We start from the raw sequence: 25,881 nt of genomic DNA, 5'->3' as shown, positions 1-25,881 counted from the left end.
CCTTAAAGGATAGAGATTGAACAAACATTTAAAAGAACTGATAGAACTTTCACAGATTGACAAAGCGATCGACAGTTACAACCCTCAGCTTGAAACAGCAGACAAGAAGGTAGTGAAAGTACAGAAAAAGATTGATGCTGCGCAGGCAGAACTTGATGCGTTAAACAAAGAGATAGATGAGAATGAAGACAAGATCAAGGCCTATGAAGAGCAGTTGACGCTTCTAAACGAGCAGCTTGCTGCGAATGTAAAAAAAGCCAAAGAGATCTCAACAGAAAAAGAGATGAAGGCTCTCTCGCTTGAAGAGGATATTGCCAAAGAGAAGATGACTTTCGCCAATGAAGAGATCGAAAGACTTCAGGGTATCAATGAGACAAAAAGAGAACTTGCCAAAGAAGCTGAAGAAAAACTTGCTGCATTGCAGGAGACATTCAATACGGTGAATGAAGAGGTATCAGCACAAAAGGCAGAGATAGAAAGCGCCAAAGGAGAGCTTTTTACCCAAAGAGAAGAGCTTAGCAGAAATATTGAACAGAAAGTTCTCTCTTTTTATGAAAAGATCCGTATCTGGGCGGGGAATACAGCTGTTGTTCCTGTAAAAAAGCAGGCATGTTACGGATGCTATATGAAACTTAATGACAAAACATACTCAGAGGTGATCAAGGCAGATGAGATCGTCAACTGTCCTCACTGTGGCAGAATCCTTTATATGGAGAGTGTGACTGAAGAGGCGTAATAAAGCGTTGGGCGCTGAGCGCTGAACGTTGGGAAGGATGCCGTTTGCATCCTGATACGGAGGCAGCGTGGACAGATTATTTTTCTTCTTTTATTCCATTGTTTCCATTTTTCTTTATCTGATAGCTCTCCCTTTTCTTTTTCTCTTCTCCTTTAAAAGAAAATACCGAAAATCGATCCCTGCACGTTTCTTTTTATGGCATAATCAGCCTCTGAAATCTAACGGGATCTGGTTTCATTCATGCAGTTTCGGAGAAGCCAAAGCGATCAAACCCCTGGTCGATGCGCTGCCCGATGAGGTGTTGCGAATGAGTACAACAACGCAGACGGGCTACAGTGTGATAGAGGGGTATACCAAAGAGAGCCGGTATCTGCCTTTTGAACCGTTGCTGTTCAGATGGCTGAAACCGCAAAAGGCATTGGTTGTGATGGAGGCGGAGTTCTGGTATCTGCTTTTTGCTTTGGCCAAGGGACGCGGTGCGAAGACCATACTGATCAATGCCCGTATGAGTGACCGCTCTTTCGGTAAGTACAGGAAGATGGGGTGGCTCTACAGACAGATATTCAGTTATATCGATGAGGTATATGCCCAGACTGCTTTAGACAAGGAGCGCCTGGAATCCCTGGGAGCAAAAAATGTAGCAGTAACAGGCAATATCAAACTCTCCTCCCTGCCTGCGCCTACAAAAGCTTTAAGCAAGCCAGCCGGACTGGTTGTCTGTGCTGCAAGTACCCATGAAGGGGAAGAAGCACTGATACTGGAAGCATTTGAAACCTTGAAAAAAGAGCGTGATGATGCCAGACTGATCGTTGTGCCGCGTCATCCGGAGCGCTTTGGAAAAGTGGCTGACCTGGTAGATAGATTCTCCAAAGAGAAACGACTCTCCTGGCAGATCTATTCTGAAAACGAATCATTTGAAAAAGATATTGTTGTTGTTGACCTTTTAGGTGAACTGGTCAATATTTATACTATTTCAGATATCGTTATATTGGGCGGTGCCTTTGAACCTGTCGGAGGGCACAATGCTGCAGAAGCGGCACAGTTCGGCTGCAGGATCATCTCCGGTCCCCACTACTTCAATCAAAAAGATATTTTTGAAGCAGTAGAGGGGATAGCCGTGGTGGAAGCTTCGGCACTTTCACGCAGGTTGCTGCAATACGGAGTACTGAAACCGGCAAGGATCAATACGAGAACAGATATTTTACCGATTGTGGAGAGCCTGAAGAATGTTCTGTGAGATCAAAGAGGGTAAAGTAAGCCTGCGCATCAAAGCGCAACCGGCAGCAAGCAGGAACGAATTTTGTGAAGTGTATGGAAATGAAGCGATCAAGATACGCATCAAAGCACCGGCTGTAGAAGGTGCGGCAAACAAAGAGTTGGTAAAGTTCCTCTCTAAAAGTTTCAAAGTTCCAAAAAGTGATATTGTGTTTAAAACAGGACAAAACAGTAAAATAAAGATCGTGGAATTTCCTTTAACAGAGCAGTTTCAGGCGTGGCTTGAAACAGTGAAAAGTGATAGTTGACAGCAATAAAGAATACAGGGTACTGTGTTCCCACAGCACCAAAGAGATGAAAAGAGGGTAATTATGGCAAAAGATAAAGCATACAAGGTACTTGCAGAACAGAAAGGTATCTCCAACAAGAAGGCTAAAGAGCTGATAGACAGGGGATTGGTTTATGTCGAGGACAAAAAGGTCAAGATCGCCAGAGCGGAGATCAATACAGAAACAAAGTTCCGTATTGAATACCCCGAAGATATCGAAATACTGTATGAAGATGAGAACATTATCGCTGTGAATAAACCGGCACAGGTTGACAGTTATGATATTCAGGATGCGATAGAGGGCGCTGAGCTTCTGCACAGGCTTGACCGTGATACTTCCGGTGTCTTGCTGCTTGGTCGCAATGAAGCATTCATCAAAAAAGCGATTAACGAGTTTAAGAACAGAAGAGTAGAAAAATATTATGTAGCATGGGTAGAGGGGGTTGTTTATGAGCCTATTGAGATCGATGAACCGATCTTTACCATTAAAAAAGGTAAAGCCTTCTCGCTCATTGACCCTGTACGCGGAAAGAAGGCACATACCCTGGTAAAACCGGAAGAGGTACAGGGGAAGAAGTCGAAAGTACACATTGAGATCACAACAGGAAGAACACATCAGATACGTGTACATCTGGCACATGTGGGACATCCGATCGTTGGAGATGAACAGTATGGAAGCCGTACCCAGTCCAAGCGTATTCTTCTGCACTCGGCAAAAATGAAGCTTTTTGATTATCTGTTTGAGGCCAAAGAGCCTAAAGATATCGCTCGTTACAAATAAAAGCTAAAATAGGGTAAAATCGCGGCAGTATTAGAGAAAAATATAGATTAGCAGGTAGGGTAGAAAATGTTTGATACATTAACCGACAGTTTTAAGAATGCCATTGGAAAGATCCGTTTTCACGATGATGAGAAGGCACTGAAGAAGGCAACAACTGAGCTTAAAAAGTCTTTGCTCAAGGCAGATGTGCACCATAAAGTGGTCAAAGATCTTATAAGCTCTGTAGAGATCGAAACGAAGAAGAACGGGGTAGGAAAAGACAACTTTCTTAAAGCACTCCAGGAGAAACTGACGGATATTCTGACGATCGAGGGAGCACCTAAAGGATTCACGTTCTCCTCCAAACCGCCGACTGTGGTACTCATGATCGGTCTTCAGGGGTCAGGTAAGACAACGACAACAGGAAAACTTGCCTACTTCCTCAAAGAGCAGAAGAAAAAAAAGGTACTGGTCATTGCTGCGGACCTTCAGAGACTGGCAGCAGTTGAACAGCTTAGGCAGATCACATCACAGATCGATATAGATTTGGTTGCAGATGAGAACGCCAAACCTGAAGAGATCGTCAAACGAGGAATTGAAAAGGCGGAAAAAGAGCTTTATGATGTGGTACTCATTGATACGGCCGGACGTCTTGCGATCGATGAAGAGCTGATGGATGAACTTGCACGTGTCAAAGAGGTGGCACAGCCGGATGAGCTCTTCTATGTTGCAGATGCCATGACTGGACAGGATGCCGTCAGAACAGCCCAGACCTTCAAAGAGAAAGTCGGTATTACGGGTGTGATCCTGACAAAATTTGATGGTGACAGCAAAGGGGGTGTAGCCCTTGGACTTACACAGCAGGTAGGAGTACCGCTTCGTTTCATTGGGGCGGGAGAGAAGATGCCTGACCTTGAGCAGTTCATTGCGGACAGGATTGTAAGCCGTTTGATGGGTGCGGGGGATGTTGAGTCTCTGGCAGAGAAAGCGGCAGCAGCGATAGACCCTAAAGAAGCCAAAAGAATGACACAGAAGATCAAGAAGGGGCAGTTCAACTTTAACGACTTTCTTGATCAGATGGAGCAGATGAAAAAGCTGGGCTCCATGAAGTCCATCATGGGCATGATCCCCGGTATGGGAAATATGGCAAAACAGCTTGGTGATATGGATCTTGAGAACTCCAAAGAGATCAAAATGATCAAAGCAATGGTTGCCTCAATGACACCGAAGGAGCGGGAAAATCCTGATCTCCTTACTAATATGAGAAAGCGTCGTATTGCAGCAGGTGCGGGACTTGACCAGGTACAGGTCAATCGTGTGCTTAAGCAGTTCAAAAGTGCAGCGAAAATGGCCAAGAAACTCTCAGGCAAAGGCGGCATGAAGCAGATGCAGGATATGATGAAGCAGATGCAGGGCGGCGGTGGCTTCCCCGGTATGCCAAGATAGACGATGTCTTTCCCGAAACTGTTTTTCTTCCTCTTTTCTCTCTCTCCTCTTTTTGGGGTCGATACAATTGAACAGTTCAACGCGGCCAAAGCCAAATGTGAAGCGGGGAACGGCGCGGCGTGTGCACGAATGTACTACTATTATGTTCCTACCAGGCATACATTTGTACCAGGGATCACACTCGACCTGAGGAAGGCGCTTTTTTATGCCCAAAAGGCGTGTGAACTGAATGATGAAGATGGCTGCTTTTTTTCGGGAATGACACTCTATTACGGAGACGAGTGGGCAAAAATAGAGCGGGACAGGGCCAGAGGAAAAGCGTATATCCAAAAAGCATGCCAATTGGGAAAAGAGGATGTCTGCAGCTACTTTCCGTAGCAAGTTCTCCCATACTTTTATAAAAGCTTAAAAAATATTTGGGTATAATTGCGTTCCAAAAGTCTTGATGAGTGCTTTAGTCATTAAAAAGCAGTTGTCAGGACTTGTGATGAAGATACAGCGTTTTCCTCAGACGCGTATCAAAGCAAAATTAAGAAACATACTAAAGGATATACAATGACAGTGATCAGAATGACAAGAATGGGTAGAAAAAAGAAGCCGTTTTACAGAATCGTAGTAACAGACAGCAGAAAAAGAAGAGATGGTGGCTGGATCGAGTCTATTGGCCACTACAATCCTGTATCTGCGAACAAAGATCTTACGATCGACGAAGAGAGACTCAACTACTGGTTGAGCGTTGGTGCCCAAATGAGTGACACCGTAAAAAGACTAGCAGGTAAAAAATAGTCTTAATGGTCAGAGATTTCCTTCTAACCTATACCACACTGCTGGTTAACCATCCTGATGATATCTCTATTGAGATCGAAGAGAGAGATGAAGGGTTCGATGAGATCACGATATTTGCAAACAGAGAAGATATCGGGAAGCTCATTGGAAAAGAAGGAAGAATGATCAATGCAATCAAAACAGTCATCTCAGGCTGTAAAGCAAAAGGCGGTAAGAACTACCGTGTCAACGTCAAATCAGCGGATTAAGACAACGACAATGCCACAAGAACGTTTTTTTATTGCTCAGATAGGGCGAACAGTCGGACTCTGGGGCGATCTTAAATTTCATCTTCATACGGACTTTCCTGAACAATTCAAAATTGGTGCGACCTTTCAGAGTTCACGTGGTGAGCTTACTATTTCCGATGTAAATATAAAGCGCGGAACGGTACGGTTTTCAGGTTATGAGGATATCGATTCAGCAAAAAAACTTACAAATACCAAACTTTACGCCACCAAAGAGCAGACCAAAGAGAATTGCAACTTGAATGAAGGTGAACATTTCTGGTTTGAAGTTATTGGCTGTACAGTTAAACAGGATGATGAAGTATTGGGTATTATAGAAGATATCCAGCGTATGGCAGATACAGACTACCTCTCTATAAAGACAGATGATGTTCTGGTTGAAGCCGGATTGACTAAAAACTTTTTACTTCCCTATATAGACCGTTATATCATCAAAACAGATACAGAAGAAAAAATAGTTTATACCAAAGATGCCAAAGACATACTGGAGGCTAGTTAACCGTTCTTCTTTGAACCAAAAAAGCTATGCTTCTCATACTTTTTCTCTCAGTCTTGCCTATACAAAGCATAAGTTCAATTTCACCTCATTCATACAGCTAATTCTTTAGCAGTTCCAGATTTAAATTCGGGGTGTAGAAGTATAGAATAAAGGCTATTCTCAGCATAGGGTCGATAGAGTATTGAAAATCACACTCATCTGTGTATAGGATAGCTAAAAGAGTTAAAATAGTTGTATTGATATAATCTTTGTATCCTGAAAATACTAAAGCGGTATCGTTAGAAGAAGTGTGGTTACGAGAGTTTCATGTGTTGAAGTCATATTGAACAGATAGATTAAACTTATAGAAAGGCTTAAAATGCGCTTTACGTTTGTAACACTTTTCCCCAAACTTATTCAAGAGTACTTTTCTGACAGTATTCTGGGACGAGCTGTCAATGAGGGGAAAATACGTATCGATTACAGGAATCCCAGAGATTATACCAAAGACAGGCATAACCGTGTCGATGCACCGATGATCGGCGGAGGTGCAGGTATGCTGATGACTCCTCAGCCTCTGATGGATATGCTTCGCAACCTTAAGGAGACCTCCCCTAAAGCACATATCGTATTTCTTACACCTGTAGCAAAACGTTTTACGCAGAACGATGCCAAACGTCTTTCAAATATGGAACATGTGGTATTGGTCAGCGGACGGTATGAAGGGATAGATGAACGTGTCATCGAGGCGAATGCGGATGAAGTTTTTTCTATAGGAGATTATATTTTGACAGGTGGAGAGCTGGCAAGCATGGTCCTTTGTGATGCGATCAGCCGGAATGTGGAAGGGGTTTTGGGAAATGCAAACTCTTTGGAGGTTGAGAGTTTTGAGTCACCACTGCTGGAAGCTCCATCCTTTACCAAACCGAATATTTATGAAGATAATGCAGTGATTTCAGAGTTCTTAAAGGGTAATCATAGTAAAGTCACGGACTTAAAAAGAGGGTTGGCTTTGTGCAAAACGAAGTATTTCCGACCAGACTTATACAAAAAAGGTATAACAGATGAGAAATAAATACATTGAGAGCTTTGAAAAAGCACAGTTGGAAGGTAAAAATATTCCTGAATTCAGAGCTGGTGATACACTCAGAGTTGCAGTAAGAATTAAAGAGGGTGACAAAACAAGAGTACAGAACTATGAGGGTCTCTGTATCGCGATCAGAGGTCAGGGGACCGGCAGAACATTCATCGTAAGAAAGATCGGTGCCAACTCTGTAGGTGTTGAGAGAATCTTCCCACTCTACTCTGAATCTATCGAGAGTATTGAAGTACTCAGACGCGGTAGAGTAAGAAGAGCGAAGCTGTTCTACCTTAGAGAGCTTAAAGGCAAGGCTGCCAGAATTAAAGAGCTCCGCAGAAAATAGTTCTTTCGTTCTATTTTACTTCATCTTTGGAGGAGTGTTTCAGTCATTTGCTGAAATGTAAGCTCCTTCAAGACACTCCCCCCCCCAAAAAAATCTAAAGCAAACTAAAATGAAATCATCTATTTTCAAAAACAGTAAGCTTCTTTATCCAAACCTTTAAACGAGACCTCTTATTTTCCAAACGATGTTCAATCTTTATTACTCCCCCATTAAATAACCCGAATGTTTGATGCTGCAATTTCGTTCATAATCAAGGCAGATTTTTGCAGGACTCGCCAAAGCGAATTCAAGAAAATCTAACAATATCTTCAAGTAAGTGATACTAGATGTATCGCTTACCTGAAGATACAAGTATGGGCGAAAGTGCTACACCCTTCGGGGAGAACGAGACGAGGCGACCTGCACGCAAAAAAATCTTTGAATTACCTACGGGTAGTCCTTCATATTTTTTCACGCACATCTCACCTCGTCTCGTTCTCTCAAACTTGCGGGTTATTTGATGGGGGAGTAATAATTACAGTAATTAAAAACCATCACTATCCACTATCACTATCACTATCCACTATCCACTATCACTGTCACTATCCACTATCACTGTCACTATCCACTGTCACTATCACCCTTCAAATGTACACACCCATAACTAATCACTAATCCACTATAATATTTTTCTATATTTCTAATGGAAGAGAAAATGCGCAATACAGTGAAACAAAAACTTATTACACTTGTACAACTGCTTTTTGTACTCATCTTCATTGTTTTTGAAGAGATCATCTGGGAGGGGATTGCAAAGCCTTTCTATACCTGGGTGCATTCGCTTAAGGCGCTTGAGAAGATTGAGGCGTGGCTTCAAAAGGTAAATGCAACGGCCATACTGGTGATCTTCGTTCTGATGCTGGTCTTTGTTGAACTGTTGGGTATTTATGCCGGTGTGCTGTTTGTCAGCGGTAAATTACTACTTGGCATAACGATCTATGCAAGCAAGATACCCATTGCTGCGTTTACTTTCTGGATGTTCCGTGTGACCGAAGAGAAACTGATGCAGTTTGGATGGTTCAGGTGGATATATGAAAAGACTATGATCGCCATAGACTGGCTGAAATCGTTAGAGATATACCAAAATACGATGAAAAGGCTCAAAAAGACCAAAGAGCATTTCAGAGTATTTAAAAGAAAGTATTTTTCCCAGGATTCTCCCTTTATTGCAAAAATGAAAAAGCTTTACTCCGGCATTAAACAGGTATTAAAGAGATAAAATGGGAAAACGACCCGTCTGGTTCTGGTTTTTTACACTCTTTGTCATCTTGGCAGTGCTTACTCTGGGGACAAAACCACTCTATGAGAAGACAGTATGTTATTTCAGCGAACTCTTCTTTCTGGCAAAAGAGAACATAGCAGCCATACTTGCTGCTTTTTTTCTCGTCAAGGGAAAATTTGTTTTGAAACTCTTTGTGAAAAAAATACTTTTGCTTTCAGCTACAGGATTGGGTAAAAGGTATCTGGTAGAACGTGTTTTCAGTTACCATTTCAAAATACACTTTTTAGATCATATCAGGCATGACCTCAAACGTCTTTTTGAACATATCAAAAATAATTTCATCCGATTTCCACTCAGCAAGAAGATCATTGCTGCTTTTGCTTTTTTGGGATCATTAGGGTATATCGGTAAATTCATGGGAGTGATGCTTGCCATTAAAGTATTTGTTGCAAAGGTATGGAGCCTGCTGCTTGCTGCTGTATTGAGAACAGGTACTGCAGTGATGTACTTTTTTACTGACTATATTTGGGGAAGCTGGCTTGCACCTATTATGGAAGTAATCCTCTTTTCATGGCTCTTCAGCTGGCTGGAGAAGGTCCCGTTCCTGACAAAGAGTATCCGTTGGATCTATCGTACCGTACGGGTTGTATTGCAGTTGTTTGATGCATGGGCAGGGAGGATCTTTCACCATCCTCTCCGTCAGGGGCTTCGGTGGCTTCTGAAAAAAACACGTCAAATGATCTACCGGTTTATCGGCTATAAAAAAGTACCGCTTTATATGCAGCTGAGAGAACTAAGAAGATTTGAACCGAACAGGCACAGAGAGTTGATAGAGAAAAGGATACAGAGAAAAAAAAAGAAAAAAAGAGGGGTTTCTCTCTATCATAGGATGAGGAAGCGTAGAGCATAGAGTGTTGTGTGGGTACAGCACCACCTGATAAAAGTTTCAGAAGGAACGGTTTTTCATTGCCGCTTTAGCTTCTCTGTCAAGTGTTTTTGCTTTAAGGTCTGCGCGTTTGTCATGCAGTTTCTTTCCTTTGGCGACCGCGATACTTACCTTTGCAAAGTTACGTTCGTTGAAATAGATCATCAGAGGTACTATGGTCAGACCGTCTTTGTGTACTTTGTTATGTAGTTTCAGAAGCTCTTTTTTATGCAGCAGCAGTTTACGGGGTGTTCTGCTGTCTCTGGCAAAATGGCGGTTGGTTGTTTCAAGTTCGGCGATGTGAGCATTCATCAGGTAGAGTTCTCCCTGAATGAAACGGCAGAAGGCATCATTGAGGTTGGCGCGTTTGGCACGCAGTGCTTTGACCTCGCTCCCCTGCAGTACGATACCTGCTTCGAACTTTTCGAGTATCTCATAATCGTGTCTGGCTTTTTTGTTCTGTGCAACGATATTAATAGCCAAAAGGCAGATCCTTTTTGGTTGGCATTATAGCATAATCACAAAGAAGAAGAAATGGGAAATGTTTCTCTTCTGCTTTGGTGAATATTAGTTTGTGAGATTGGTATCGATCCAGACGGCACGTTCAAGCAGCCAGCTCTTTAGGTGTTCATTGACTGCACGTTCAAAGGTCGGACAGTAGACCGGTATACCGCCGTCATCACAGGCCATTCTGTTAGGCCAGACATATTGACCGAGTACTTCCGGCCACCGTTGGAAGTTCCTTGCGGCAGACTCATCGAGCATGGCTTTGGTATTGTCGATAAATACCGTCAAGTTGGCATCAGACCAGATGGTGCTTCTAAGGCTGCTCCATTTATCTTTGACCTTCTGTCTGAAGGCTGGATCGCTCATAAGGCGGTCCAGCCATTTCCTGAGGGCCTTTTCAGGGTAGTCTGTACGCATGATATCATAAACCCACCCCTGTGTTGTTCCGTTAAGACGGAAATCATTGTTCCCCATGCCGGCATTAAAGTCCCAGACAGCACTCAGTGCCAGCTTCGCATCCTTGTCCTTATGGAGATATTCACTAAAAAGCCAGGTATCGACATCCATAAAGAACTCTCTGGAGAGAAAGTGGACGATAAAATCCTCTTCGCTGATAAAATTGCCATAATAGTTTGACGAGGCTGTATCGTTAAAGTCGTTTGCATCCAGTGCATATTCAAAAGTCTGTACATAGTTTTCTATGTAGAACTTCTGGTCTTCGGTGATCTTGCTGCTTTTAGGGTAGACATAGATAAAGCGTGTGCCTGTGATCCCGGCAAATATATCTTCATCCGGATCGGGGTCCCCATCCTGTTTGAAGATGTATCCGCCGGTAATGTCCGGCAACTGATTCTCTGTTTCTGTCAGTTTTGCAAGATCAAGACGGTTCGCATCGCGTTTGATCTTTTCCATAAGGACATAAACTCCATCATACCGGTAGTGGTCCTCTTCTCGTACCAGCAGTTCCACGAAGTGGGAACGTACGGCATAATACTGCGTTGAATTGATCTCCCTGCTTTTGTGATAGGCAAGATAGTTTCGCATCAGAGACTTGTCTGCATAGGGTGCATAGAGGATCCATTTATGTTCTGCCGGCATTCCCAGGAGCGGGATGTCATCATCCTCTCCGTTCCATGTCTCGGTATCGACACTGTACTGTTTTTTAGGATAGATTTGGGAAGAGCTTCCCCTGATCTCAATGGCAATATGTCCACTGTACTGAGCTGACATGTGCGGAGATGTCCTGCCTGTTGTCGGGTCAGGTTCAATGACGGCCATCCCTCCTTTTATCTTCGGCTCATCCGGGATCGACTGGTCACCTGTATCGACGATAACAAGCGGCAAATTGGAGCTGAAGTTATTCTCTTCTGTACCGTTTATCGTTACAGGGATCGCTCCTATTGAAAGCTGAACTGTCACATTGATCTGTCCCGTACTGTTGTCGCTAACGGTATAGAGAAACTGATCCGAAGTGGTATTTTCATCTTTTGCCTGGTAGGAGATAAGACCCGATAGTTGATCAATGAGTGAGACATTTCCTTCGGTTACAGTCGTATCAAGATGATACTGCAGTGTTCCGTTAAGCTCAAAGGAGGGAAGGTAATATAGTTTTGGAAGGTTGGCTGCCGGGTATATGGTAATGGTTTCGCTGCGCGGATAGATCGAGCCGTCCGAGTCTCCCCCTCCGCCACACCCGACGAGGATAAAGACTGAGGTGATAAAAATGAATAAATATTTCATGATGATACCTTATTGACACCTATCTGTCAGGGTAACTCCATACTGTCAGAGCCTGTTTCTGCAGTTTTGGTTACCCGCTTTTTTTAACTATAGCAGAAGAATACTTTTTTATTTATTAAGATTATTTATTAAATTAGTAAAAAAAAATGATTAGTTATGCTATAATATTTTAGAGTAAGGAGGCAGAGATGCAAAAGTGTAAGGCTCAGAATATTATTCCACATCGATCATACAGACGGTTAAAAATAAGCAAGTTGCACTTTTTTTCCGAACTACTTGTCTATTTTCTCTTTTCCGCTGCAGCAGTATATCTCTATGCAAAGTATCTTATCAATACATTTTCCCTCTATTTCAAAAATGTACTTTTGGAAGCGAATATTGATGCAGCTACAACAGTTGTAGATATTTTTGGTTTTCCGGTTACCCTGCTAAAGCTCTCCTTTGTGCATACACAGCCAATCTATCTTTTCTTTATATTGGCAGGAATGGTCATATTGTTCTATATTTTGCGTATACAGAGAGTGATCCCCTACAATATTGCTATGTGGCTCAACTTCTTCATTCTGATCTTCATTGTTTTTCTTCTCTACTTTATATTCCTGGGGGGGCAGTTTCCCTATTCGTTTATTGAGTATTTTGAACTTTATACAACGGCACACATAGGATTGATGTTCTTTTCATTCGTGATCACCGCATCGGCAGTAGCACTGACCCCGGCAGCATACTGGATGAAGGGTATGACACTTGTTTTGCTGGTGGGCTACTATATGTTCTACAGTCTTGTACGGTATGCTTTGGTTGTGCTTTTGACTTCACAGCTCTCAATTGTGATGGCGCCAATTATGTTCTTTACACTCTATCTGGATTTTATCTTCTTTGTATCCGCGTATAGTTATTTTCTCTATAAAAGTGCTGTTTTATTTCAAAAAAAGGATGAAGAATGGAAGTGGTAATCCCTGTTTTAAAAATATATTTGCTTATATTCATTATAATTGTGACACTCTATATGATCAGACACTTCATATTTACCTACAATCGACTCTTCGGTGAACAAAAGCTCTACTATCAGGATATTTTGGACAAGGATGTTCCGATGGTAACGGTAGTGATACCCATGAAAAATGAAGAATTGGTTGCAAAACAGATACTTGACAGACTGGTTTCGAGTGACTATCCAAGAGAGAAACTTGAAATCATTCCTGTCAATGACCATTCTGATGATGGCACAAAAGAGATCCTTGAGAGTTATGCTGCCAAATATGACCATATCAGGCCATACCACCGGCTGAGTGAGGATGAAAAACCGGGGAAAGCGAACAGTCTTAATGACACAATGAATGTTGCCAAAGGTGAGATCATTGTCGTTTTTGATGCAGACTATCAGCCGCCGGACGGGATTATCAGAGAACTTGTCATCGGATTTAAAGACCCGGAAGTGGGAGCTGTGATGGGAAGAGTTCTGGTTGAGAACTGTGGGACCAATATGCTGACGATGATGCTGGAACTTGAACGTTCCGGCGGCTACCAGGTTGATCAGCAGGCACGTTACAATATGGATCTGATCCCACAGTATGGCGGAACTGTAGGTGCATACAGAAAGGAGGCTCTACTTAAAATGGGAGGATTCGATCCGAAGGTATTGGCCGAGGATACGGAGCTTACTTACAAGATGTACCTAAACGGTTGGCATGTAGCGTATGCGAATCGTGCTGAGTGTTATGAAGAGATGCCTGAGAACTGGATTGACAGAGCAAAACAGATAAGAAGATGGGCAAGGGGACATAACCAGGTCATGTTCAAATATCTTGTCCCGCTGCTGACATCCAGATATTTGAGTTTCAGAAAAAAGCTGGACGGACTTCTGTTGATCTTTATCTATATGCTTCCTACGCTGCTTTTCCTGGGGATCTTGAGCTCTGTAGTACTGTTCCTCTCCGGCAATCTGGAGATATTTGCAGGTATAGTTTTTTTACTCTTTATTGTATCACTTGGGGCATTTGGAAACTTTGCCCCGTTTTTTCAGATCGGTGTAGCGAACTTTATAGACGGCAGAACAAAAGCTTTACGGCTTATTCCTATGTTTGCATTTAACTTTGTATTCTATATGCTGTATGTAAGTTTGGGGTTTTGGGATGCTGTAAAAGACCTTTTCCGTAAAAGCGAGCCCGAGTGGGATAAAACGAAAAGACGTCAAAGAGGAGAGCGTTATGAATAGTGTTGATATCCTTCTTTTGGAGTACACTCTTGGTGCGATCATATTGATGTTGATCCCGTTGGCTCCGGTTATCTATGCCGTATGGGACAGAAAAGGATATGAACCGTTGCCGGTAAATCTGGAATATACCAAAGATCCCAGGGCAATTGCAAAATATTTCGATCAGTACTTTCATGACTCTTTTGGTGACAAGGTATTAAAGCCGGGGGAAATTCTCAATAGTAAGAAACTTGGTAAACTGGAGGTTGTAGGAGAGACATTTCACAGATCTCTCTATAAGGATATGGTCTATATTGTCGGTAAAGCAAAGGTACCGGACGGATCACGGTTTGAAAGAGAGGTGATCTCCCGAGATGAACTGGAGTTTGGAAACCGCTGTTATGCCAGGGTGATCAAATCACAAAAGAAGCTGATACTCGGAGAGGAGAACTGTATTGTCAGATGGATCGATTCGGAGAGTACAATTACTGTGGGCAGGTATTCGCACATCAATATAGCCAGCAGCACGAGTACAATGCATTTGGAGAAAGGCGTCAGTTTCCGCCGCTTATACGGGTATCCGGTTCTGACATCCCATACTTTCTCTTTTAGAAAAAACCTTGAAGGCATAAGGGAAGAGCACCTGGACGAGCCAAGCATTGATGAGAATCTTCTCTATGTACCGGATAAGAAATATACACTCAAGAAAGATACGATACTGTTCCACTCTCTGGTGACACAGGGCTATTTAATGCTGGAACAGAATACGAAGATATTCGGGAATATCAAATCAAATGGGGATGTGGAGGTGGGAGACAACTGTTTTATAGACGGCAATATTATTGCAGAAGGGAGCATAAAGATAGGGAAGAACTGTTTTGTGGTCGGCAACCTGTTCTCCAGAACATCCATTGAGATAGACTCTTATACCCAAATCGGGACAAGTGAACATCCAAAATCGGTTATATCGAAAAAGATGATCACGCTGGCTGAGCATGTAGCCATTTTTAATTATCTTCTGACCGATGAGGTTGGAGAGGTGAAATGACCAAAAAGTTTCTGTATGGTATCTTTTTGATCATAGGGACCGTGTTGATCGGAGTCTATACCTATCAGGAACAGGCAAAAGTTGACCGTCTGATCAATGATCAGACAGCAGTTGTTATTGTATATGGGGAGGGGGAAAAGGAGAGCCTTGGTGTCCGTGCATTTTTAAGTGTTCTTGAAGAAGAGGGGGTGCCCTGTCTTGTCATCTCCAATGCAAAACTTATTACAGCCGATCCGGAAGATGTACTTAAAAGCAAACCGGCAATTATTTATCCCGACAGTGCAGCTGCTGTTCTGAGTACCGATACTGCAGGATGGATAGCCTCCTATATCAAAGCGGGTGGATCTGTTCAGCTGGCTTCTGATGCGGGGAGTCAGAACAGAGAGAATAAATACAGGTATGAGGGCGCACTTTTTGATAAGCTTGCCGGCATCAAAAGAGTAGTTGAAAATAAAAAGAGCAGAGATGTTTTTCTGTATGGTCCGGTGACTTTCAGCAGCCGAGAGGATGCTGATTATTTTGGAATCCCCCGGGGGAAATGTGATGAGAACAATAACATTACAGGATATAGATACGGTACACTGACCTATACGTATGCATATATGTATACGGTGGAGACAGAAGAATCCCGGATCTATGCCACAGGAAAGGGACCAAAGAAGAAAGTACCTCTTCTCTCAGGCAGGCATATCGGAAAAGGAGAGCTGCTTTTTGTAAATCTTCCTCTGGCATCCTTGAAAGGTAACGGTGACGATCTGCTTTTAAGAAGTGTGTTAAGAACATTTTTGTTCAAAATGGTAAAGGTTCCCCATATCGTATCATCTCCTGATGCAAAAGGGGGTCTTGTACTTAATCTGCATATTGACTCCAATGAAGAACATGCTTCACTTCCCTGGTTCATCACCCATGGATATATTACGTCAAAACTGAAGTATTCTATTCACATTACGGCAGGTCCAGACTGTTATGTGCCGGGAGATAATGCCGGATTTGATGCTGAAGGAAAAGGACACAAGATTGTAGAAGATCTAATGCGTTTTGGCATCATAGGATCACATGGAGGCTGGCTTCATAACGGGTTTGCCGATCGTATACAGAAAGGAAAACTGGATAAGGAAGGGATTAAAAAGAATATTGAGATAAACAACAGGGCTCTTGAAAAGATCACCGGCTATCCCATAAAAGAGTATTCTGCTCCAAATGGTGTATTTCCCCAGCCGGAATCGGTTGAGATACTGGCCTCGCTTGGTATGGAGAGTTACTATTATACAGGAGATATCGGTTCTTCTCCAAACAGAACATTCTATCAGAACAAAATGCTTTCACGAAATATCATTGCCTTTCCTGTAGCTGTATACGGAAACAAGGCATCCCTGTATGAGTTTGACAAAGGGAAAGTGTCAGATAAGGATGTCGCAGATATGTTGCGGGAGTTGGTTGATTATACAGTTAAAAATCGTGTTGTCAGACTCTTTTATACCCATCCGTATGATATTTATCGTGGTCCCTATAAAAATGCAGCAAAACAATTTATAGATTACTGTATTGCAAAACAGGAACATGGAGAACTGAATGTAGAGACGATGAGTTATTTTAGGGATTTTCTTTTGCGTCTGATCAATACACAGAAAATGATCCGCTGGCATGATGGTGTACTGGATATCGGTCTCAGCTCAAAAGAGGGGGTGGGATCAATGGTGATAGCCGTTCCAAAACAGTATTTGAACAGAACGCTAAAGTTGCCTGCTACAGTCAAGAAGGATGAATTATACTATTATGTACCGACAGAAACTAACAGTACTGACTATCATATGGTTTTTAGGTATGAGTAGGCTTTTTTCATACCAGAACCATCCGCTGCTTGCTATCAATGAAAAGTTCATTCCATTGGAGAAAAAGAATAGGGTCTCTCCCTATATGACTATGATCTATGCATTGGATCTGTTGAGATATGGAGGCCATAATGATATGGTAAAGAGGTTTATACAATGGTATGTTGACCATATAAACAGAATAGACTGTTTCGGAGTCAGCGGAACGGTTTATGATTACAGTATCGATCTTCATGATGGTAAGGAGTACTCCTATGCACGATATGATTCTGCAGACGGATATGCAGGCATGTTCCTTTATCTGGTTGCAGACTATTATGAAAAGAGTGGGGACAAACAGTTTATTGAAAAGATATTTCCTGCTTTGAAAGATACGGTTTATCTGATCTATCATCTTCGTGACAGCAGTGACGGATTGGTAAAGGCTTTACCGTTTAAAAACTATCAAATCAAATATCTTATGGATAACGTGGAGTCATGGATGGGGCTGAAAGCCTATATCTCTCTTGCCAGAGTGTTTGGAAGAGAGGATGAGAATCAGCAGATCAAAGCGTATACTTCATTTCAAAATGAGCTTAAAAGTGCTATACTCAGTCAGTTATACAATAGTTCCTCCGGTCTTTTTGCTTGGGCAAAAGAGGGGGACAAACGGTACGAAAGTGTTGAGAGTGTTTTTTATCCGGATATGTTCGCACAGATGCATATTTTGGCATTTTGGGGTGAGCAGATGAGTAAAGAGACGGCTCAAAACTTATGGCAGAAGATCAAAGCTCTGATCCACAGGAAGGCAGTCAATATGGAAGCCTTCCGTCAAGAGAGGGGAGGTAAATATGTCAGTGGCCATGATCCGAAGATCGCTATGGAACAGTTGATCATTTTTGAACGGGCAAAAGCTTTTGCTCTGAAGAACAATCTCTGAAAGGTATGATTATGGAGAAAGCAGTAAAAAAAAGTTTTATATCAAGAGGCATGAGGCTCGCAGTATGTATTGCAGCAGCAAGTATATCTGCAGAAGCTTTTCAGGGTGATTCACTCTATCGTAATGCTGTTGAGGTGCAACGCAGTACCCTGGCAGAAGAGCTAAGTACACAAAAAGATATTGAAGAGATCAATTTTGGATTTCCAAACGACAGGCTTGAAGTAGATATCTCCTACGACTATCTGGACCCCTACAGTATCTATGAGGACTGGACAGCTTTGAATTTTCGTTATTACGACAAGATATCGAATGATCTGACACTGCTGTATCAGGGAAGTGCGATAACACGTGTGGAAGGAAACGGCTTTCTCGGTGCGGTCGGAGCTTATAAGGGCTGGATGGAACGATTTTATACCTATACGCAGATCTCAGCCGGAACAGACAGTATATATCTTCCTTCGTTCAGGATAGATCATGAGTTCAACTATCTTTTTGGAGAGAAGAAAAATATTGTCGGACTGGTAGGGTTGGCTTATATCAATCAGCATGATGAACATGAAGATTTCATCGGTTCATTGGGGGTTACCTACTATTCTGCCGACTACAATATAGGTTATCGGATCTTTTTCAACCGGAGTGATCCCGGTTCAATCAACTCTACCTCACATATTATCAGCCTGGGTGTCGGACATGAGAAAGACCAGTGGGTCTATGTTGATGTTGCATTTGGCAACCCCTCTTATCTCTCTACCATTACACCGGATTATCAGCAGATAGAGCAGAACACGGTTGCTGTCTACCTGAAATATCGAAAATGGCTGGATGAAGATAGTGGATTTTACGCAGAAACAGGGTATTTTAATTTAGAAAATGAATATGATAAGTATAATTTCAGAATAGGTTATTTTCAAGAATTTTAAACAGGATTGTATTTGAAAAAAATATTGGTGGTTTTTGGGACCAGGCCTGAAGCAATTAAAATGGTTCCCGTTGTCAAGGCTTTGCAGTTATGCGGAAAAGTTGAAGTCAAACTGTGTGTGACCGCACAGCATCGTCAGATGCTTGATCAGGTCTTGGCTTTGTTTGGGATCGAACCGGATTTTGATCTTGATATCATGCAGCCTGATCAGGATCTTTATGATATCTCTTCACGTATTCTTCTGAAAATGAAAATGGTACTGCAGGAGTATATGCCGGACCTTGTTCTGGTACATGGTGATACAACGACCACTTCGATCACAGCACTGGCTGCATTCTATCAGAAAATATCCGTAGGTCATGTGGAAGCCGGGCTTCGTACGGGAGATATCTACAGCCCCTGGCCGGAAGAGGGAAACAGGAGAATGGTAGCGGTACTGGCAACGTATCATTTTGCACCCACGCTGCAGGCTAAAAAGAATCTTCTAAAAAGCGGAATAGCCGAAGAGAAGATCGTTGTGACAGGCAATACGGTGATAGATACACTCTTTATGACGCTTCGTCATATTGAAGAGGAAAGCAGATTGCGTGAAGAGATCGTTGCAAAGATAAAAGCTGCCTATCCGGTTTTCGGCAAGCGGCAGTTTATTCTGGTCACGGGACACAGGCGTGAGAATTTTGGTGAAGGTTTTATCCATATCTGTGAAGCGATCAGAACATTGGCATTAAGCAATCCCGGTATTGACATCGTATATCCGGTACACTTGAATCCTCATGTGCAGGGACCGGTAAAGCAAATGTTGAGTGGTATAGAGAATATCTATCTGTCGGATCCGTTAGACTATGAAGTATTCATCTATCTGATGTACCATGCCTACCTGATATTGACAGACAGCGGGGGGATACAGGAAGAGGCTCCGAGTCTTGGAAAACCGGTACTTTTGATGCGGCATGAGACTGAGCGTCCGGAAGCAGTGGAGATCGGTACAGTACGACTGGTCGGTACCGATACAGAGAGAATAGTCCGAGAGACACAAAGAGTATTGGATGATCCGCAGCAGTATCTCTTAATGAGTCAGGCACACAATCCTTACGGAGACGGCAAGGCTTCGGAGAGAATTGCAGCATTTATTGAAGCACATCTGTAATGTCCGATAAGTCCTGTTGTCTGAAAATCCTCTACAGGGACCCGTATATCGTTGCAGTGAACAAACCCTCCGGTTTGCTGGTACACCGCTCTCCCATAGACAGACATGAGACACGCTTTGCACTGCAGGAGGTACGTGATCAGATAGGGCAGTATGTCTATCCGGTACACCGTTTGGATAAACCGACATCGGGTGTACTGCTTTTTGCATTGGATGAGACGGTCGCACAAAAGCTCTCAGAAGCTTTCCGGAACGGGGAAGTAGAGAAACAGTATCTGGCGGTGGTCCGAGGGTATATCCGGGAGAAAGGGCTTATAGACCATCCTTTAAAACAGATGCTCGATACCAAAGCCCAGAAAAAATCCGGTATTACCAAAGAGGAGCAGGAGGCACTGACGGAGTATGAACGGTTTGCTACGGTAGAGTTGCCTTATCAGGTAGGCAGATATCCTGCGGCACGCTACTCTTTGGTATCGCTATACCCGAAAACCGGCAGAAAGCATCAGCTGCGCCGTCATATGAAGCATATTTCCCATCCTATCGTGGGAGATACCAAACATGGCCGGGGAGAGCACAACAGACTTTTCAGAGAGAAATTTGATGTACATCGTCTGCTTCTGCATGCATACCGGATGAGACTGCTGCATCCGGTAACAGAAGAGTCTCTTCTTATAGAGGCAGGATTTGATACATATTTTGAACGAGTATTGCAAATATTTGGCTGGAATGGGATAGAATTAGATATGAGAAACTAAACCAAAAAAGGAGTTGCGTGCTTCCTGATAAAGTCGTACCGTTTTACAATTTGGACAACCACGCACAAAATGAGATCAGCCGTTATACCAAGCGGCTCTCTTTTAAAAAAGGAGAAACACTTTTTAGCGGAGATGAGCTGCTGCACTACTTTTATATTGTTTTAAGCGGAAGGATCAAAAGTTATCAATTGAACTTTAACAATGGAAAAGAGCAGACAGTTTTCATTTTAAGAGAAGGTGATATGTTTGATACTATTGTATTGCTTGACGGGCAGGCCCATGATGTGATGTATGAAGCACTGGAAGATTCTGAAGTAATGCAGCTGCCCATAGAAGAGGTCAGAGAACTCTTGCGTACCAATGAGTCGTTCAATCGTATGTTTTTCCCTTATCTGGCACAGCAGATGCGTCATATGGAAGAGCTGGCAACCGATCTTTCCCTCTATTCTACTTCTGAACGTCTCATAAAACTCCTTTTGCAGAACCTGGATCCCAACAACAGGCTTAAATACAAGCTTATCCAGGGACTTTCCAATTCAGAGATCGCGAAACTTATTGGTACGGTACGTCATGTAGTAGAGCGTCACCTCAAAGCATTGAAAGCAGAGGGGATGATAGAAACGAAGAACAAGAATGTACAGATCCTTGATGCAAATAAACTGCTTGACAAAATAAATCTTTTCTAAAATTTTTTCAAAATGCAACTTTTGTTGCATTCAACATTTCATACAGCTCCCTATAATTTTATTATGATTTAGTCGCTTACACTATTACCGCACCGACTAAATACCTCAAAAAATTGAGGTATTTAATTGGTACGGTAATAAACTGCACAATAACTTCAGATACAAGGAGTCAATGATGAAAAAGCTACTACTTTCGGCAATCACAGCATCACTTTTGTTGGGAACGGCAGGTATTGCCAAAGAGCAGGCAGCCAAAGATGCAACGGTAAAAGAGGTTAAAGAGATTGCGATCAGTAATGCCAAAGAGGATGCAAGGAATCATCAGAAAAAGCTTGCAGCAGAAGCAATTGAGTCATTAAAGTTTGCACAGCGTGCAGTGATCGACCTGGAGCACAAAGATGCCAAAAAGGCAACGGAAGATCTGGAAAAAGCACTGGGTAAACTGGAAGTGATCCTGGCAGCCAAAGATGCGCCAAAACTTCTGCCGGTCAATAATCTGATCAGAGTACAGGAGTTCGTCGGTACGGCAAAGGATGTTGATATCACACTTAAAAGAGTCAAAAAGATGCTTGATGACGGAAAGGTACAGGAGGCAAGAGCACTGATGATCCCGCTGGTGAGCGAGATCGATATTACTGTGTTGAGCCTGCCGCTTGCCTCTTATCCGGATGCGCTGAAGCTGGCAGCACAATATGTGCATGACAACAAACCTGAGAAAGCAAAGGAGGTGCTTTATATCGCTTTGAGTACCTTTACCGAAGTAACAGAGATCGTGCCTATTCCGCTGCTTGAAAGTGCAGATTTGATCAATGCAGCATCACGCATTGCGAAAGAGGACAAAGAACGAGCACTGAAGTATCTGGATGCAGCATCAGATGCATTGGATGTAGCAGAAAAGCTTGGCTACGTGAGTGAAAGTGCAACGACATATAAAATGCTCCATGAAAAGATAAAAGAAGTACAAAAAGAGATCAAAGGCAAAAATAAAGCAGAAAAACTCTTTGAATCATTGACGGAGAAACTCAAAGAGTTCAAATCAAAGGTCATTTCTTTCAGTGAAAAGTAAACAAATGCAACTTAGGTAGCATTGAAAATGAGAGAAATGATATAAAATAATAAAAAAACAAAGGTACCCTCAAGGGTAGCAGAAGGAGTCAGAAATGTTGGTAACAAGATATAACCCATATAATGATCTGGATATTAGAAAAGGATTTGAGGTGCTTCACTCTCTGATGAACCAGTTTGATCCGGTGAAAGAAGATAGCAGCATTGCATCATTCATCCCGGCAGTGAATACAAGAGAGGGTGAAGATGCCTATCATGTCGAGTTGGATCTCCCCGGTATCAAAAAAGAGGATATAGAGATCACGACCGAAGATAATGTATTGACCATCTCGGGTGAGAGAAAATACAAAGATGAGGTGAAAGAGGATGATTACTATAAAGTAGAGAGCCGCTATGGAAAATTCAGCAGAAGTTTTACGCTTCCGGAGAAGATAGATGTAGAGAACATTCATGCTGAATCAAAAGACGGTGTACTTGAGGTAACCATTCCAAAACTTAAAGAAGAAGATAATAAACCCAGAAAGATCGAGATCAAGTAAGATTTTCTGTAAGGAGGTTTGAAATGGATGTTGTAAAAACAGCAAAAGAAGTAGCCAATACAGTCGAAGAAAAAGTTGAAAAAGGGCTGGAAGTAGCGAAAGAAACCTTTGCGAATGTTGCCAGCCACCTTCCGTTTGCCAACCTGGCAAAAAAAGGAAGTGACGGTTTTGCCATAGAGGTTGATCTTCCCGGTGTAAACAAAGAAGATATCCAACTGCAGCTGGAAGACAATATTCTAACGGTCAAAGCGGTTAGAAAGATGAAGCATGAAGTGAAAAAAGAGGACTATTACCTCTGCGAGAGTAGCTTTGGTATAATTTCAAGAAGCTTCATTCTGCCTGAAGGGATTGATAAAGAGAAGATCAATGCCAAGTATGAGGATGGAAGACTTTATATTTCGTTAGAGAAAGAAGAGTCACGCAAGGCGAAAAGTATTGCCGTCAACTAATGATGATGCGGGTACTAACCCGCATTTCAATCCCACTATGTTACTATCTTAGTCTGTTATTCCCCTATAAAAAGAAAAAGGCAAAAGATGAACCAAGTGATCAAAAACAATATTCTTATGATGCTGCTAAGTATCATACTTTTCGTAGGGGGGTACCTCTTTTTGCGTCTGGCTTATCATGTATCAGATAAAATGCCCTTTACTCAGGAGATCATTCTGGTTGTGTTGGGAACATTGGCGACGATACTTATTACAGCAATGCTTCTGAACAAGCAGACTTCTGTTGAACTGGAAAAGGAGCAGAGTGTCAAGTTCATTGAACTTAAAACAGAAACCTATCGTGATCTTATTGATCGCATTGAGTCGATCGTACTACACCGTAATATTACACAGGATGAGTTGATACAGTTACAGTTTCATACCCATCGCTTAGCTATCGTTGCTTCTCCGGCCGTTTTGGAAGAGTATCAGAAGTTTCTAAAGGTATTTCATCACCAAATTGCCCAGGATAAGCATGTAAGTGACACTGATGAGGATCTGCTTGCAGAGGCATTGGCAAAGCTGACCGTGCATATCCGTAAAGATCTGGTCGGAGAACTTGATGAACAAAGCAGCAAAAGTGCGTCACAAATTCGCAGGCAGATCCTGGCAAATGCTGCAGAACACTAAGTTTTTATTCGGAAAAAGGTACTTCCGCTTCCTGAAAAGAACCAGCTTTCAGGGGCTCTCTTTTTAAGCTCAGGGTAGGCGATAAGTGCAGCAGCATACAGATCATTAAGCATGACAGGATCAGCAATGAGCTCAAGAAGATCTTTACTCCTGTACTTCTCCCATCCTGTGAAACTGCAAAGGGTAATATCATTTAAAAGATGTTGTTTAAAGGTTTTGTAGACCAATGCTGTATCACATCCGATATCAGGGGTAAAGAGTTCCAGAGGCAACGTCTCCTCTTCGAAGGCTTCTACGAGCTCTCCAAAGCCTGAGACATTGGCTGAAGGATAGTTGTAGATGAAGAAGGGAAGGTCCGCACCGACACGGCTGCCAAGTTCGGCCAGTGTCTCAACAGGGATATCAAGGCTGCATACTTCATTGACAAGCCGTATGAAAGCAGCAGCATCTGAGCTTCCTCCACCAAGTCCTGCCTGTGAGGGGATATGTTTTTCTACAACGACTTTATGGTTTTCAAAAAAGTGTTTCAGTTTTTTTGAGCCGGTATATTCCTGCAGTATTTGAAAAGCCTTATAGATGGTATTTGAATCAGTAGGGATATCTCCGCATCCTTCAATGGTGAAGGTTTCACATTTTTCCGGAATAAGTGTAAGGGTATCGTAAAGGTCATCAACCCGCATAAAGCGGGAAAGAAGGGTGTGGTATCCTTCTTTGTGCCCTGTGATCTTTAGAAAAATGTTGACTTTGGCATGGGCAGTTATTCTCATGAGAGAGACCTCTTATAAGAGCATGTAGAGTGAGGAGTAAGGAGTGAGGGGTTATTGTATGCACTGTTTTGCAGTGCTTTTATTATTGGATTCATTGATGCTCCTTGAATTTTTCGAGGCGATTGAGTTTGTAGGCAACCTCTTTGTTCCTAATTTCGATAATGCTAAAAAAGTTCTTGGTCTCAACTATATAGGTACCGTCTTCTTTGGTTTCAAAGTAGTCTATGGAGAGTTTTTTACCAAGTTCCAGGTATGTATCGTCGCCGGTATAGGTATTCTTGGCAATGGCGAGGTGTTCAAAGGGGTTGAGGAGTTTTTCGTTTTCAAAATGGAACTTTCCCTCATGGATGCGATGCAGTGAAGAGAGTGTGCCGTCCACTTCGAGTTTGTCTGCGATGAGTGCTCCAAGAGAGCGGATGTAGGTGCCTTCACTCACTGTTGCTTCAAAGTGGATAAAGGGGTGGTTATAGGAGATGAGTCTGATATCATAGATGGTTGAAGTGATCGTTTTGAGTGTTACCTCTTTGCCTTCCCGTATGAGCTCGTAGGCCCGCCTTCCGCCTATTTTTTTGGCAGAGAATTTGGGGGGATAGTAGGTCAGTTCTCCTTTAAGTGATACCAGAGTCTCTTTGATCTGCTCTTCTGAAAAAGGTATTGTCTCTTTGATACTCTCTATATTTTCAATATCCAGAGACGGAGAGTTCGCTCCCAGCCATAGAGTGGCTTTGTAGCTTTTGGGAGTTTTATCAAGATACTGAAAGAGTTTGGTGTACTGTCCGGTCGCGACAATAAGGCATCCTGTAGCAAAGGGATCCAGTGTACCTGAAAAACCGACTTTTTTGGTACCGTACTTGTGTTTGACGTATCCCATGTAACTGTTGGAGGAGCGGAAGATGGGTTTGTTCACAACGAAGAGACGGTTCATTGTGAACTCCAATGGAGTTCACGTGAATAGTGAATCGTAAATCGTGAATCGCGTTGGTATGGTTTTCTGTCGAA

General features: G+C 42.5%; 30 protein-coding genes. 26 read left to right on the top strand and 4 right to left on the bottom strand.

What is annotated here, in order from left to right; genetic code table 11:
* Positions 1 to 16 precede the first annotated feature (16 nt).
* The 13 genes from IMZ28_RS09195 to IMZ28_RS09135 all read left to right on the top strand — a co-directional run bounded on the left by IMZ28_RS09195 (position 17) and on the right by IMZ28_RS09135 (position 9,631).
* The gene (locus IMZ28_RS09195) at positions 17 to 736 is read left to right on the top strand and encodes a zinc ribbon domain-containing protein (protein ID WP_197548313.1); all 720 of its coding nucleotides are present in this window, start codon (positions 17 to 19) and stop codon (positions 734 to 736) included.
* Between the two features lie 67 nt (positions 737 to 803).
* A complete protein-coding gene (gene waaA / locus IMZ28_RS09190) occupies positions 804 to 1,973 on the top strand; it encodes a lipid IV(A) 3-deoxy-D-manno-octulosonic acid transferase (RefSeq protein ID WP_197548312.1) in 1,170 nt (389 codons plus the stop codon).
* Complete coding sequence (locus IMZ28_RS09185; RefSeq protein ID WP_197548311.1) at positions 1,963 to 2,259, top strand: DUF167 domain-containing protein; 297 nt, start codon at positions 1,963 to 1,965, stop codon at positions 2,257 to 2,259. The genes waaA and IMZ28_RS09185 overlap by 11 nt, the downstream gene beginning before the upstream one ends.
* 63 nt (positions 2,260 to 2,322) lie before the next feature.
* On the top strand, positions 2,323 to 3,060 hold the full coding sequence (locus IMZ28_RS09180; RefSeq protein ID WP_197548310.1) for an RluA family pseudouridine synthase: 738 nt from the start codon (positions 2,323 to 2,325) through the stop codon (positions 3,058 to 3,060).
* 66 nt (positions 3,061 to 3,126) lie between these two features.
* Complete coding sequence (ffh, locus tag IMZ28_RS09175; RefSeq protein WP_197548309.1) at positions 3,127 to 4,485, top strand: signal recognition particle protein; 1,359 nt, start codon at positions 3,127 to 3,129, stop codon at positions 4,483 to 4,485.
* A gap of 3 nt (positions 4,486 to 4,488) precedes the next feature.
* Positions 4,489 to 4,863, top strand: a complete 375-nt coding sequence (locus IMZ28_RS09170; RefSeq protein WP_197548308.1) for a sel1 repeat family protein — start codon at positions 4,489 to 4,491, stop codon at positions 4,861 to 4,863.
* Between the two features lie 177 nt (positions 4,864 to 5,040).
* The gene (rpsP, locus tag IMZ28_RS09165) at positions 5,041 to 5,271 is read left to right on the top strand and encodes a 30S ribosomal protein S16 (protein ID WP_197548307.1); all 231 of its coding nucleotides are present in this window, start codon (positions 5,041 to 5,043) and stop codon (positions 5,269 to 5,271) included.
* A 5-nt stretch (positions 5,272 to 5,276) separates the two neighbouring features.
* Entirely contained in the window at positions 5,277 to 5,519 is a 243-nt protein-coding gene (locus tag IMZ28_RS09160; protein ID WP_197548306.1) for a KH domain-containing protein, read from the top strand.
* A 10-nt stretch (positions 5,520 to 5,529) separates the two neighbouring features.
* Positions 5,530 to 6,057, top strand: a complete 528-nt coding sequence (gene rimM, locus IMZ28_RS09155; RefSeq protein WP_197548305.1) for a ribosome maturation factor RimM — start codon at positions 5,530 to 5,532, stop codon at positions 6,055 to 6,057.
* Positions 6,058 to 6,415: 358 nt separating this feature from the next.
* Entirely contained in the window at positions 6,416 to 7,111 is a 696-nt protein-coding gene (gene trmD / locus IMZ28_RS09150) for a tRNA (guanosine(37)-N1)-methyltransferase TrmD (RefSeq protein WP_197548304.1), read from the top strand.
* Positions 7,101 to 7,460: a 50S ribosomal protein L19 gene (gene rplS, locus IMZ28_RS09145; RefSeq protein WP_197548303.1), complete on the top strand. Its 360-nt coding sequence runs from the start codon at positions 7,101 to 7,103 to the stop codon at positions 7,458 to 7,460. The genes trmD and rplS overlap by 11 nt, the downstream gene beginning before the upstream one ends.
* 682 nt (positions 7,461 to 8,142) lie before the next feature.
* Positions 8,143 to 8,718, top strand: coding sequence for a hypothetical protein (locus IMZ28_RS09140; RefSeq protein ID WP_232087466.1), 576 nt, complete (start codon positions 8,143 to 8,145; stop codon positions 8,716 to 8,718).
* A 1-nt stretch (position 8,719) separates the two neighbouring features.
* Positions 8,720 to 9,631, top strand: coding sequence for a hypothetical protein (locus IMZ28_RS09135; protein WP_197548302.1), 912 nt, complete (start codon positions 8,720 to 8,722; stop codon positions 9,629 to 9,631).
* Between the two features lie 36 nt (positions 9,632 to 9,667).
* On the opposite strand, the gene smpB is transcribed toward IMZ28_RS09135, so the two are convergent.
* Both smpB and IMZ28_RS09125 read right to left on the bottom strand, forming a co-directional pair.
* Positions 9,668 to 10,129 carry an SsrA-binding protein SmpB gene (smpB, locus tag IMZ28_RS09130; protein ID WP_197548301.1) on the bottom strand — a complete coding sequence of 154 codons (462 nt, stop codon included), beginning with the start codon at positions 10,127 to 10,129 and terminating at the stop codon, positions 9,668 to 9,670.
* Between the two features lie 84 nt (positions 10,130 to 10,213).
* Positions 10,214 to 11,893: a CotH kinase family protein gene (locus tag IMZ28_RS09125; protein WP_197548300.1), complete on the bottom strand. Its 1,680-nt coding sequence runs from the start codon at positions 11,891 to 11,893 to the stop codon at positions 10,214 to 10,216.
* 188 nt (positions 11,894 to 12,081) lie between these two features.
* Here IMZ28_RS09125 and IMZ28_RS09120 point away from each other — a divergent pair, with 188 nt between their 5' ends.
* The 13 genes from IMZ28_RS09120 to IMZ28_RS09060 all read left to right on the top strand — a co-directional run bounded on the left by IMZ28_RS09120 (position 12,082) and on the right by IMZ28_RS09060 (position 24,115).
* Positions 12,082 to 12,846: a hypothetical protein gene (locus IMZ28_RS09120; RefSeq protein WP_197548299.1), complete on the top strand. Its 765-nt coding sequence runs from the start codon at positions 12,082 to 12,084 to the stop codon at positions 12,844 to 12,846.
* Positions 12,834 to 14,108, top strand: coding sequence for a glycosyltransferase (locus tag IMZ28_RS09115; RefSeq protein WP_197548298.1), 1,275 nt, complete (start codon positions 12,834 to 12,836; stop codon positions 14,106 to 14,108). Before IMZ28_RS09120 ends, IMZ28_RS09115 begins: the two co-directional genes overlap by 13 nt.
* Positions 14,101 to 15,135: a bactofilin family protein gene (locus IMZ28_RS09110; protein WP_197548297.1), complete on the top strand. Its 1,035-nt coding sequence runs from the start codon at positions 14,101 to 14,103 to the stop codon at positions 15,133 to 15,135. The genes IMZ28_RS09115 and IMZ28_RS09110 overlap by 8 nt, the downstream gene beginning before the upstream one ends.
* Complete coding sequence (locus IMZ28_RS09105; RefSeq protein ID WP_197548296.1) at positions 15,132 to 16,967, top strand: polysaccharide deacetylase family protein; 1,836 nt, start codon at positions 15,132 to 15,134, stop codon at positions 16,965 to 16,967. The genes IMZ28_RS09110 and IMZ28_RS09105 overlap by 4 nt, the downstream gene beginning before the upstream one ends.
* Entirely contained in the window at positions 16,960 to 17,886 is a 927-nt protein-coding gene (locus tag IMZ28_RS09100) for a glucosidase family protein (protein WP_197548295.1), read from the top strand. Before IMZ28_RS09105 ends, IMZ28_RS09100 begins: the two co-directional genes overlap by 8 nt.
* An 11-nt stretch (positions 17,887 to 17,897) precedes the next feature.
* On the top strand, positions 17,898 to 18,806 hold the full coding sequence (locus tag IMZ28_RS09095; protein ID WP_197548294.1) for a YaiO family outer membrane beta-barrel protein: 909 nt from the start codon (positions 17,898 to 17,900) through the stop codon (positions 18,804 to 18,806).
* Positions 18,807 to 18,818: 12 nt separating this feature from the next.
* Positions 18,819 to 19,952 carry a non-hydrolyzing UDP-N-acetylglucosamine 2-epimerase gene (gene wecB, locus IMZ28_RS09090; protein ID WP_197548293.1) on the top strand — a complete coding sequence of 378 codons (1,134 nt, stop codon included), beginning with the start codon at positions 18,819 to 18,821 and terminating at the stop codon, positions 19,950 to 19,952.
* Positions 19,952 to 20,707 (top strand): tRNA pseudouridine(65) synthase TruC, encoded by a 756-nt coding sequence (gene truC / locus IMZ28_RS09085; protein WP_197548292.1) that lies wholly within the window; start codon positions 19,952 to 19,954, stop codon positions 20,705 to 20,707. The genes wecB and truC overlap by 1 nt, the downstream gene beginning before the upstream one ends.
* Positions 20,708 to 20,724: 17 nt before the next feature.
* On the top strand, positions 20,725 to 21,393 hold the full coding sequence (locus tag IMZ28_RS09080) for a Crp/Fnr family transcriptional regulator (protein WP_197548291.1): 669 nt from the start codon (positions 20,725 to 20,727) through the stop codon (positions 21,391 to 21,393).
* A gap of 175 nt (positions 21,394 to 21,568) precedes the next feature.
* The gene (locus IMZ28_RS09075) at positions 21,569 to 22,459 is read left to right on the top strand and encodes a YfdX family protein (RefSeq protein ID WP_197548290.1); all 891 of its coding nucleotides are present in this window, start codon (positions 21,569 to 21,571) and stop codon (positions 22,457 to 22,459) included.
* A 94-nt stretch (positions 22,460 to 22,553) separates the two neighbouring features.
* Entirely contained in the window at positions 22,554 to 22,997 is a 444-nt protein-coding gene (locus IMZ28_RS09070) for an Hsp20/alpha crystallin family protein (protein ID WP_197548289.1), read from the top strand.
* A gap of 23 nt (positions 22,998 to 23,020) precedes the next feature.
* Positions 23,021 to 23,446 carry an Hsp20/alpha crystallin family protein gene (locus tag IMZ28_RS09065; RefSeq protein WP_197548288.1) on the top strand — a complete coding sequence of 142 codons (426 nt, stop codon included), beginning with the start codon at positions 23,021 to 23,023 and terminating at the stop codon, positions 23,444 to 23,446.
* An 87-nt stretch (positions 23,447 to 23,533) separates the two neighbouring features.
* On the top strand, positions 23,534 to 24,115 hold the full coding sequence (locus IMZ28_RS09060) for a hypothetical protein (protein ID WP_197548287.1): 582 nt from the start codon (positions 23,534 to 23,536) through the stop codon (positions 24,113 to 24,115).
* Here the strand turns inward: IMZ28_RS09060 and IMZ28_RS09055 are convergent.
* Positions 24,112 to 24,882 carry a 4-(cytidine 5'-diphospho)-2-C-methyl-D-erythritol kinase gene (locus IMZ28_RS09055; protein WP_197548286.1) on the bottom strand — a complete coding sequence of 257 codons (771 nt, stop codon included), beginning with the start codon at positions 24,880 to 24,882 and terminating at the stop codon, positions 24,112 to 24,114. The genes IMZ28_RS09060 and IMZ28_RS09055 overlap by 4 nt on opposite strands.
* A 91-nt stretch (positions 24,883 to 24,973) precedes the next feature.
* Entirely contained in the window at positions 24,974 to 25,807 is an 834-nt protein-coding gene (truB, locus tag IMZ28_RS09050) for a tRNA pseudouridine(55) synthase TruB (RefSeq protein ID WP_197548285.1), read from the bottom strand.
* Positions 25,808 to 25,881 lie beyond the last annotated feature (74 nt).

This window comes from Sulfurovum indicum, from assembly GCF_014931715.1.
Taxonomy (GTDB): Bacteria; Campylobacterota; Campylobacteria; order Campylobacterales; family Sulfurovaceae; genus Sulfurovum; species Sulfurovum indicum.
This window is presented reverse-complemented; position numbering and strand designations above follow the sequence as displayed.